At 66.0% G+C, this 11,277-nt stretch carries 6 protein-coding genes; 2 read left to right on the plus strand and 4 right to left on the minus strand.

Going from position 1 to position 11,277, the window contains the following annotated elements; genetic code table 11:
• Window positions 1-59 precede the first annotated feature (59 nt).
• On the minus strand, window positions 60-1,109 hold the full coding sequence (locus AC5P8Y_RS12185; protein WP_005413180.1) for a LacI family DNA-binding transcriptional regulator: 1,050 nt from the start codon (window positions 1,107-1,109) through the stop codon (window positions 60-62).
• A 96-nt stretch (window positions 1,110-1,205) separates the two neighbouring features.
• The gene (locus AC5P8Y_RS12190; protein WP_049431829.1) at window positions 1,206-3,671 is read right to left on the minus strand and encodes a GH92 family glycosyl hydrolase; all 2,466 of its coding nucleotides are present in this window, start codon (window positions 3,669-3,671) and stop codon (window positions 1,206-1,208) included.
• A 1,024-nt stretch (window positions 3,672-4,695) separates the two neighbouring features.
• On the opposite strand from AC5P8Y_RS12190, the gene AC5P8Y_RS12195 reads away from it, so the two are divergent.
• Complete coding sequence (locus AC5P8Y_RS12195) at window positions 4,696-7,773, plus strand: TonB-dependent receptor (RefSeq protein WP_033833308.1); 3,078 nt, start codon at window positions 4,696-4,698, stop codon at window positions 7,771-7,773.
• 201 nt (window positions 7,774-7,974) lie between these two features.
• Window positions 7,975-8,169 carry a heavy-metal-associated domain-containing protein gene (locus AC5P8Y_RS12200; protein ID WP_005409441.1) on the plus strand — a complete coding sequence of 65 codons (195 nt, stop codon included), beginning with the start codon at window positions 7,975-7,977 and terminating at the stop codon, window positions 8,167-8,169.
• 78 nt (window positions 8,170-8,247) lie between these two features.
• Here the strand turns inward: AC5P8Y_RS12200 and cueR are convergent, their stop codons facing one another.
• Window positions 8,248-8,703, minus strand: a complete 456-nt coding sequence (gene cueR / locus AC5P8Y_RS12205; protein WP_033833307.1) for a Cu(I)-responsive transcriptional regulator — start codon at window positions 8,701-8,703, stop codon at window positions 8,248-8,250.
• A gap of 11 nt (window positions 8,704-8,714) precedes the next feature.
• The gene (locus tag AC5P8Y_RS12210; protein ID WP_111188676.1) at window positions 8,715-11,216 is read right to left on the minus strand and encodes a heavy metal translocating P-type ATPase; all 2,502 of its coding nucleotides are present in this window, start codon (window positions 11,214-11,216) and stop codon (window positions 8,715-8,717) included.
• Window positions 11,217-11,277 lie beyond the last annotated feature (61 nt).

Below are 11,277 nucleotides of genomic sequence, written 5' to 3' on the forward strand. Positions count from 1 at the left end.
CGGTACGCGCCTCGATGCGCGGAAGGTCGTTGTTGCGTGGAAGGGGTGTACGGAAGAAGTCAGTTCGGTCGTGCGGCACTGCTTTCGCGGATGCGCAACTGCACCGGCGCGACCGTGCGCCGTGGCGGCGCGTCCGGTTCGTCCAGTCGTTGCAGCAGCAGCGCCGCAGCTTGCCGGCCCCGCTCGCGCGGATCGGCGGTGAGCGTGGTCAACGGCGGCACCGCCACCGCGGCCTCGGAAATATCGTCGAAGCCGGTAACGGCAAAGTCACCTCCCGGACGGATGCCCCGTGAATTCAAGCCCAGCATCAGGCCCAGCGCGACGGTGTCGTTGTAGCAGACCGCCGCACTCGGCCGATGGCCATCGGCAAACAGCTCATCGGTGCGCGCAGCGGCTTCCAGACGGTTCGGCGCCGACTCGATCATCCAGCCCGGCGGCAGCGACAGACCGGCCTCGGCCAGCGCCTGCTGGAAACCGGCACGGCGCTGGTGGCACGAGCTCGATGCAGCGTGGCCGCCGAAGAAGGCGATCTGGCGATGGCCGCGCTCGATCAGGTGGCGCGTGGCCAGATAGGCGCCGTGCTGGTTGTCCAGGGTCAGGAAGTCCCAGTCGGCCCCTTCCAGTTCGCGGTTGAACAGCAGCACGTTGGCATTGGCACCCAGTGCCTGTCGCAACTGCACGGTATCGCTGCCCTCGGCCGGCGACAGGATCAGGCCGGCCGGGGTGTGCTCCATCAACGTGGACAGCACCGCCTGCTGGCGCTCCGGCGATTCGCCAGTACTGCCGAGCAGGGTCACGTAGCCGCGTCCGCCCAGCGCCTCGTCCACGCCGGACGCGAATTCGGCGAAGAACGGGTTGGAAAGATCGTTGATCACCAGCGCGATGCTCGACGAGGTACGTCGGCGCAGGTTGGCGGCAGCGCGGTTGTAGACATAGCGCTGCCGGCGCAGCTCGGCCTCGACCTTGGCACGGGTATCGACGTTGACCAGCGGGCTGCCGCGCAACACCAGCGACACGGTCGCGCGTGACACGCCGATGGCACGCGCAATGTCGGTCACCGTCACTGCCTTGCCGGCGCGCTTGCTGGGACTGCTGCCGTTGTCGTTCATCGTCTTCCCGGACTCCGCTGGAGGCTCAAGCCTAATGGATCAGGGCCGTGTCGTGCCGTGCCGTTCGCTGGGTCACCGCGAACGGCACAGTCCGGCTCAGCGCAGCTGGCTGCCCGGTGCCGCGCACCAGGACACCGGCAGGTCCTTCACCGCCGTACCCCAGCCCTGCTCCGGCGCCTTCGCGTCAAGCGCGAACTGCAGGCGCGGGCCCTGCTGCAGCTGGTTCCAGTCCAGCCAGACCGGCGCATGCGCCTGGCCATCGACCTGCACGCCCTGAACGTACTGCAGGCGGCGACCATCGGCACCCGGCGCGTCGATGCGCAGCGTCCGGCCATTGCCCATGTCCAGTTCCACCTTGCTGAAGCGCGGGGTGTGCAGCAGGAACTGGCCGCTGCCCGGCACCGCCGGGTACACGCCGATGGCGCTGAACAGGTACCAGGCCGACATCGTGCCGAGGTCATCGTTGCCGGTCACGCCGTTGGGCGCATTGGTGAACAACTGCTGCGCGGCGCGCACCACGGCCGCGGTCTTCCACGGCTGGCCGATCAGCGTGTACAGCCACGGCGAGTGCAGGTCCGGCTCGTTGTTGGGGTTGTAGCGGAACTGGTTGTAGTAGCTGTACGGTCCGACCACCCACTCCTTGCGGGCGGCGTTGAGCGGGTCCGCCTGCAGCGCGTCCATCGCGAAGAAGGCATCGAGGCGGCGGCCGGCCTGTTCGCGGCCCTGCATCGCTTCGATCAGCCCCGGCACGTCCTGCTGCGCCAGCCACTGGTACTGCCACGCCGTGCCTTCATGGAAACCGTGGTGCGAACGCGGGCTGTAGTGGCCATCGGCCGGGGTGTACCACTGGCCATCCTCGGTGCGCGGGCGCGGGAAACCGGTGAAGCCGGTCTCGGCGTCGCGCACCTGCGGGTCCCACACCTTGCGCCAGTTGCGGCCGCGCTCACGCAGCGTCGCCGCGTCCTGCGCATGGCCGAGGCCATCGGCCATCTGCGAAAGCGCACAGTCGGCCAGTGCGTATTCCAAGGTAGCCGAACCGCCGTGGTGCGGATCGACGTCCATGCCCTTGGACGGGAACGCGCGGTCGTAGACCACGTAGCCCTTGTCCAGGTACGTCGGGTTGCCGGAGCGGCCAGCCATGCGCGAGTTCAGCGGCGGCGTGCCGAAGGCATTGCGGCGCAGCGCATCCCAGGCCTGCGATTCACGGCCCTTGAGCGCACCGAAGCGCCACAGGTCGACCATGAACGGGGTGACCGGATCGCCGGTCATGATGTTGGTCTCGAAGTTGGCATAGCCCCAGCGCGGCAGCCAGCCGCCCTGCTCGTCGATCGCCAGCAGGGTACGGCCGATGTCGCGCGCCACGTCCGGGCGGGTCAGCGCCAACCACTGGTTCTGCGCGCGGTAGGTATCCCACAGCGAGAAGTACTCGTAGTAGGTCCAGCCATCGGCACGGTGGATGCCATCGTCATAGCCGCGGTAGCGGCCGTCGGCGTCGTTGCCGGTCATCGGCTGCAGCAGCGCGTGGTAGACCGCGCTGTAGAACACAGCGCGGTCATCGGCGGTGCCGCCCCGCACGCGCACCCGGCCCAGCTGCTCGCGCCACGACTGCTGGGACAGCGCGCGCATCCGGTCGAAACCGAGCAGCGCCCCGCCCTGCATGCCCTCCGCGCGCAGATTGATGCGCGCGCCTTCGGCATCCACATGTGAGATCGCGCTGACCGCCGTTACCGACTGGCCCTTGGCCAGGTCGAAGCTGAGCCAGGCACCGTTCGGCTTCTGTTCGCCCTCCATGCTGTGGCGCGCGCCCGGCAGGCCACCGCCCTCGCCCCAGGTGCCATGCGCCTTGAACGGGCGGTCGAACTCGATGCGGAACCAGGTGGTGTACTGATGGCCGCCGCAGAAACTCTTGGTCACCAGCTTGCCCTCGACCACGCGGTCGCCGACCACATCGACCACGCTGCCGATCACCGAATGGCGCTCATTGGCCTGGCCGACATTGACCAGCACGTGGCCCTCGCCCTGGCGCTGGCTGAAGGTGTAGCGCTCGGCCGCGGCACGTGTACGCGCGGTGGCCTCGGCGTCGATGCCGCCGTAGCTGGTCAGGCGCACCTTGTAATAGCCGGCCTGGCCGATCTCGCCGTCATGCGTGTACGAAGCGGCATAGGTCTTGTGGTTGAAGTTCTTGGCGTCAGCAGTATCGAAATCGCCGCCCGGACCGATGCTGCCGGTGACCGGCAGGATCGACACCTGCCCGCCCTGCTCCCAGCAACCGGCGCCGGAGATGAAGGAGTGACCGAAACCGCGGATCTTCTCGTCGTCGTAGCGCCAGCCCGAATAGTGGCTGCCGATCGGGCTGACCTGGATCAGGCCGAACGGTGCCGATGCGCCGGGGAAGGTATTGCCGTCGTCCTTGCTGCCGATGAAGGTGTTGACCTCGCGCTCCAGCGCCGCCGGTGCGGCCTGCAGCAGCATCGGCATGGTCGAAAGCGCCAGCAGACAGGCCAGGCGCGCCAGCGGGCGGGAGGACAATGGGACGGCGGGAGCGGACGGCACTGGGCGCATGTCGGGTTCCTGTAGTCGATGACGCGGAGGCAGACGGCCGGGATCGTTCGGCACCGTTCCGCTGAGTCCCGCCGTGACCGGCAGAGAGCTCCCCCTGGAATGACGCCCGACCCACCAGACCGTGAATTTAGATCGATTCAAGTAGAGCATGCAGGTTCAGCCGAATGCATTCTGCGGCGCAGCATGAGAGGGGTGTTCGGCAGGGCTGCGCCCTGCACCTGCCGAAGCCGAAGCAACAGCAAAAGCCGACTATCCGTGGGATGGCGGGATGGGTTCGGTTGCGGGGGACGCCGTAGACCCGTCCCTGGGGGCTTGGCCGCGGCATCCATGCCGCGGACACCCCCGCAACCGGACCCACCCCGCCTTCGACAGATTTCCGCGATCTGTGGATCCACGCCATGCGTGGATGAATCTCTGTCGGATATCGAAATCAATCGGGCGTCAGATCCGTTTTCCAAAGGAAAACGGATCTGACGCCACGACCCCATGTCGTTCCAGGATCAATCCAACCGTCACCGGGAAACTGTCGAAGGTGGGGCGGTGTCGGATTGCGGGGTGTCCGCGGCATGGATGCCGCGGCCAAGCCCCCATGGACGGGTTTACGGCGTCCCCGCAATCCGACACCGCCCCGCCCAACCCACAGAAAACCAGAGCCGCTCTGGCTTTGGCTTTGGCCTTGGCGTCGAGCAGGTGCAGGGCGCAGCCCTGCCGACCCACCCTCCCCTGCGCACGAAAACGATTTCACTGTTTTCAGCAAACCGTCATCCCTTCGCCACGCCAGTACCATATTGCGGAGCAGCATGCGCCCACGGGCGACCCATGCTAAAAAACGCCCGCCCATCGCTTAGATCGATCCAAGACGACATTGCGATGGCCGGGAGTTGGGGGAGCGGCAACAGGACGTACCAGGCCACGCGCACGGTGCAACTGCCACTGCATGGCGATAGCGACAATGTCACTTCAAATTAGATCGATTCAAGTTGTCCGTGCCACGTCACCGGATCAATCCAGGAGAGAGGGAGAGATGGGAATGAAGCATTCACCACGTACGCATGGCCAGGACGCATTGTCGCTGGCCGTCGCGCTGGCCTTGGCCGCCGCCGTCGTTCCGGCCGGCGCCGCCGCGCAGCAGGCAACCACCAGCGGCTCGCAGGAAGCCACCAACCTGGACAGCGTCCAGGTCACCGGCTACCGCTACGCCATCGAAAAGAGCCTTGAGCAGAAGCGCGACGCCAACGCCGTTGTCGAAGTGATCACCGCCGAGGACGTCGGCAAGTTCCCCGACAAGAACGTGGCCGACGCACTGCAGCGCGTGCCCGGCGTGGTCATCACCCGCAGCGGTGGTGAAGGCAAGAGTGTCAGCGTGCGCGGCCTTGCGCCGGACCTGACCCTGACCCAGTTGAATGGCAACTACGTGGCCACGTCGGAAACCAACGACGAAGCCACCCGTTCGTTCAACTACACCCTGCTGCCGTCGAACATGCTGTCCAGCGCCGAGCTGTTCAAGTCGCCGGAAGCACGCATCGACGAAGGCGGCATCGGCGGCACGGTCATCCTGCACACCCGCCGTCCGCTGGACATGGAGTCCAACTCGGGCTTCGTCACGCTCGAGGGCACCTCCTCCGATACCCACCACGATATCGACCCGCAGGCCTCGGCCCTGTATTCGTGGCACAGCAAGGATGAGCGTTTCGGCGTGCTGGTCGGCGTGACGCAGCAGAAGCGCACGACCCGTACCATGGAAGCCAGCACCGAGGACTACCAGTGGTACGGCGCCGGCAAGGCACGCGACGCCTATGGCAACGTGCAGCAGCAGGATGGCATCCACTACTGGTGGGGCAAGTCCGGCTTCAACAACCAGACCGGCGGCAACTACAGCGACTTCTTCATGCCGACCTCGGTCAACTTCGCCGTGAAGGAAGAAAAGCGCGAGCGCAAGGGCGGCCAGCTGACCTTCCAGTTCAAGCCGGTCGACAACGTCACGATGACCGCCAACTACTTCCGCTTCGAGCTGCAGGGTGACTACACCCAGAACATGCTGAAGATTCCGGAATGGAGCATGGCCCGCTTCAACGGCGATGGAAACTGGGCTGGCGGCCGCCTGCTCAACGGCCTGGATTTCGACCCCAGCGGCAACACCGTCACCGGTGCCCAGTTCGAAAAGCTGGCCGGAAAGACCTACTACTGCAGCGAAGACCAGGCCAAGGCCGCCGGCCTCAAGCCCGGCGGCTGGGGCCCGGACGACTGCACGATGCCGACACCGCAGCTGACCGGTGGCTACAGCAAGGAAAAGGCGCTGTCGCAGACCGCCGACCTGACCATCGACTGGGACATCAGCCCGCTGTGGAAGGCCTCGTTCACCGGTGGCCGCACCTGGTCTGAAGGTGGTCCTTCGATGAACTTCCGCATGTCGGCCAAGCCGCGCCGCAAGGTCGGCAACGACTACCTGTCCGGTAACCAGTACAGCGCATGGGACCTGACCGGCACGCCGTCTGCCACCTTCTCGCCCGACCTGCAGCAGCAGCTGATGAACGGCATCGCCGAAGTCGACACCGGCTCGACCGATTCGTCGTGGAAGCGCACCGAGGTCAAGCAGAACTACTTCCAGGCCGACGTGACCAAGCTGTTCGAGTCCGGTTGGCTGGATTCGATCCAGTTCGGTGCCAAGTACCGTGATGGCAAGGTCCATCGCAACACCGGCAACACCTACTGGGTATGCCCGGGCCGTGACCCGGCCGACTATGACAACAGCCGCTACCAGAGTGGCTGCGATCCGACTGCCGGCGATGCGCAGCCCGGCTTCTTCCTGTCGAACCCGATCAGCAACATTGCCGGTGGCTTCAATGCCAACGTGTTCCCGGGCATCAACTACCCGGCTTACATCGACTATCTGAACAAGACCTACGGTGGTTCGCACAACCGTACCGAGGAAGACTTCGTCTACAACGTCAACGAGAAGATCTACTCCGGCTACTTCCAGGCCAACTTCCGCACCGAGCGCCTGCGCGGCAATGTCGGCGTGCGTGTGGTGCGCACCAAGCAGTTCGCGCAGTCTTCCGACTCGATCGAGAAGTTCAACGACTACTTCCTGGACAACGCGTCCGGCGCGCCGATGGCGTGCACCGATCCCGCCGCTGCGGCCTACCCGACCTACAGCTGCGAGAGCGGCTTCGTGCGCCTGCCGCATGACCTGGCGCAGAGCAAGACCTACAGCCTGATCGGCGTGGACCGCACCTACACCGACGTGCTGCCGAGTTTCAACATTGCATGGGACATCACCGACACGCTGGTGCTGCGTGGTGCCGCATCGAAGGTGATCGCCCGCCCTGGCTACACCGATATCGCAGCACCGGGCGCACTGAGCTACTACAGCGAGGAGTACGTCAATGATCGCCGCGTTGCCGGTGGCGCATCGACCGCAGGCTGGGTCGGCCAGGGCAGCAACAAGCAGCTGGAGCCGTTCAAGGCCACCCAGTTCGACCTGGGCGTGGAGTGGTACTTCCAGCCGGGCGCGGTCGCCGGCGTCAGCCTGTTCCGCAAGAACGTGGACAACTTCACCCTGCCGGTGGTGCGCGACACGCCCATGGTCATCAACGGTGAAGCGGTGAACGTGCAGCGCTACGAGACCCAGGCCAATGGCCGCGATGGTGTGTCGCAGGGCGTCGAGCTGTATGGCCAGTACACCTTCGATTTCGGCTTCGGCGTGCAGGCCAACTACACCTACAACGACACCAACCTGGCTTCCATTGTTCTGGACGGGCAGGAAATCGGCTCCTCGCCGCTGGTCGGCAGCGCCAAGAACCAGGCCAACGTGACGGTCTTCTACGAGAACGAGAAGTTCCTCGCGCGCGCCTCGTTCAACCGTCGCGGCCAGGTGGTCGGTGGGCTCAACAATGGCCTCACCGTCTACACCGAGCCGTATGACCAGCTGGACCTGAACGTGGCCTACAACCTGACCCCGGACTGGACCCTGACCGCCTCGGTGATCAATGCCACCAAGTCCGAGCAGCGCGTGCACCTGGGAAGCGACACCAAGGCACGCCTGATCTCCAATACCTATGCAGGCCGCCAGCTGTACTTCGGCGCTACCTGGAAGTTCTAAGGCAACACCGGGTTGCCCGGGCGCGCCCCGGTGCAACCCACGCCCCGCCCTGGCGGGGACGTTCCTCCACGGCAGCCGCGCTGGTACAGGTGGCTGCCGTTTTTTGTCGGCGCCTTGCCTGTCGTTCAGCCCGGCGCTTGACCCTGCCATCGTTGGAAGGTGCACACTGACTCCACCCCAAGAGCACTGAAGGAGCTACAGATGGAATTCCATGTCGATGGCATGACCTGCGGCGGCTGCGCGCGCAGCGTGACCCGTGCGATCCAGCAGATCGATCCCAACGCCAGCGTGGTCGCCGACCCGCCGACCGGCCTGGTCAAGGTGCAGACCACCGCATCGCAGGAAGACGTCTTCGCCGCAGTGAACGACGCAGGCTTCCCGCCGCGTACTGCCTGATCCCCTACCCCGTCTCACACAGAAAAGCCCGCCCGGTGCTGTTGCACCCGCGGGCTTTTTCATGCATGCGATATCGAGTCAATGCTTGTGCGTACGCCGCCGCACCGCACCGGTCTTCGCGGTATCGACCGGCACCGTCGTCTGATCGTCCTCACCCAGCCGCTGCAGGATCGGGCACTCCGGCCGCTCGTCGCCCGCACAACAACTGATCAGCGATTTCAGCGTGTCGGCCATCTGCCGCATGTGCTCGATGCGCTGTTCCAGATCGGCAATGTGCTGTTCGGCCAGGTGCTTCACGTCGGCACTGTGCCGCGAGGTGTCATTCCAGAGGCCCAGAAGATCAGCGATCTCGGCCACCTGGAAGCCGAGATCGCGCGCGCGGCGAATGAAGCGCAGACGGTGGATGTCCGCCTGCGAATACGCCCGGTAGCCCGACTCGGTTCTATCAGCGGCGGGAATCAGGCCGATCTGTTCGTAGTAGCGGATCATCTTCGCCGACACGCTGGAGGCCTTGGCGGCTTCACCGATGTTCATGGGCATCCCCCTCAATGAGTGACGGCGGCGGCATCCGCCATCGGCGGCTGGAAGTGGCGCAGGCGCAGCGCGTTGCCCAGCACGAACACGCTGGACAGGGCCATCGCACCGGCCGCGAACACCGGTGACAGCAGCACGCCCCAGACCGGGTACAGCACGCCGGCGGCCACCGGAATCAACGCGGTGTTGTAGGCGAAGGCCCAGAACAGGTTCTGCCGGATGTTGCCCAGCGTCGCCTTCGACAGCGCGATGGCATTCGGCACCCCCTGCAGGTTGCCCGACATCAGCACCACATCGGCCGATTCGACTGCGATATCCGTGCCGGTCCCGATGGCCAGGCCGACATCGGCTTCAGCCAGTGCCGGCGCATCGTTGATGCCGTCGCCGACGAAGGCGACATGGCCATGCGTGGCCTTCAAGCGGCGCACCGCGTCGACCTTGCCTTCCGGCAGCACCTCGGCCACCACTTCGTCGATGCCGAGCTGGCGCGCGATCGCCTGCGCGGTACCAGCGTTGTCACCGGTGATCATCGCCACCTTCAGGCCAAGCTGATGCAGTGCCGCGATTGCGGCCGGCGTGCTCGGCTTGATCGGATCGGATACCGCGATGATTGCGGCCAGGCGGCCGTCGATGGCGGCATACAGCGGCGACTTGCCCTGGGTGCCCAGCTCTGCCGCCAGCGTCGCAAACAAAGTGATGTCCACGCCCAGGTCGCGCATGAAGCGATCGGCACCGACCTCCACCCGCGCACCATCAACGTTGGCACGCACGCCCATGCCGGTGACCGATTCGAAATCGACCATCGACGGCAGCGCGATGCCCTGCTCGGTGGCTGCATCGACGATGGCGCGGGCAATCGGATGCTCCGAGCGCGACTCCACCGCCGCCACCGCCGCCAGCACCGTGCCGTGATCAAAACCGCTGGCGATCTCCAGATCGGTCAAGCGCGGGCGGCCCTCGGTCAGCGTACCGGTCTTGTCCACCGCCACCACCTGCGCGTCCTTCAGCAGCTGCAGCGCCTCGCCCTTGCGGAACAGCACGCCCATTTCAGCGCCACGGCCGGTCCCGACCATGATCGAGGTCGGGGTCGCCAACCCCATCGCGCACGGGCAGGCAATGATCAGCACCGCCACCGCATTGACCAGCGCGAAGCTCAGCGCCGGTGACGGACCGAAGATCAACCAGACCAGGAAGGTCGCCAGCGCGGCCAGCATCACCGTCGGCACGAACCACAGCGTGACCTTGTCAACCACCGCCTGGATCGGCAGCTTCGAGCCCTGCGCCTGTTCGACCATGCGGATGATCTGCGCCAGCATGGTCTGCGCGCCCACCGCCGTCGCACGTACCGTCAGTGCGCCCTTCTGGTTGACCGTACCGCCCACCACGTTGCTGCCCGGCTGCTTCTCAACCGGGATCGGCTCGCCGCTGATCATCGATTCGTCGATGTAGCTGCGGCCTTCAACCACCTCGCCATCGACCGGCACACGCTCGCCTGGCCGCACTTCCACCACGTCGCCGCTCTGCACTTCATTGACCGGGATATCGACGGTGCGGCCGTCACGGATCACGTGGGCGACCTTGGCCTGCAGGTTGACCAGACGCTTGATCGCTTCGGAGGTACGGCCCTTGGCGCGGGCCTCGAGGAAGCGGCCGAGCAGGATCAGCGCGACGATGACCGCGGCCGCTTCGTAGTAGACGTTCACCGTGCCCGGCGGCAGCAGCCGCGGTGCAAAGGTCGCCACCACCGAATAACCGAACGCTGCGGCGGTGCCCACCGCCACCAGCGAATTCATGTCCGGCGCCAGCCGCAGCAGTGCCGGGAACCCCTTCTGGTAGAAACGGCGGCCGGGAATGGCCAGCACCAGCAGGGTCAGTACGAACTGCAGGTACCAGCTGGCCTGCATGCCGATGGTGGCCATCACCCATTCGTGCATGCCGGGAATCAGGTGCGAGCCCATCTCCAGCACGAACACCGGCAGCGCCAGCGCGGTCGCCACGGTCAGGTCGCGCTTCAGTTCGGCGCGCTCGGCATCCTTCTTTTCAGCGGCTTCATCATCGGACTGCACACCGGCCTCGATCGGGCGGGCGGCGTAGCCGACCTTGTCGATGGCCGCAACCAAGGCGGCCGTATCAGCCACGCCGCGCACGGTCGCACGCTCCGTGGCCAGGTTCACGCTGGCCTGGCTCACGCCTGGCACCGCCAGCAACGCGCGCTCCACGCGGCCCACGCAGGACGCGCAGGTCATGCCTTCCACGGCCAGTTCAACGGTAGCGGCGGGCACGTCATAGCCCACCCGCTCCACCGCCTGGATCAGCGCGGCCCGATCGACCGGGCCCGACGGGCGGATATCCGCGCGCTCGGTGGCCAGATTGACCGAAACACTTCCCACACCTTCGACCCTGGACAGCGCCGCCTCGACCCGGCCGACACAGCTGGCGCAGGTCATGCCTTCGATGGGCAGGCTGATGGTGGCGGGGCTTGCGGGGGCTGCAATGGCGCGGGGCGTGCTCATGATCGGATTCCCGGGGTTCCTTCTGGATGCGGACAGCCTAAACCTTGCCATCGTGGGAAGG

This window comes from Stenotrophomonas sp. YJH_SMC_12-1, assembly GCF_059370935.1.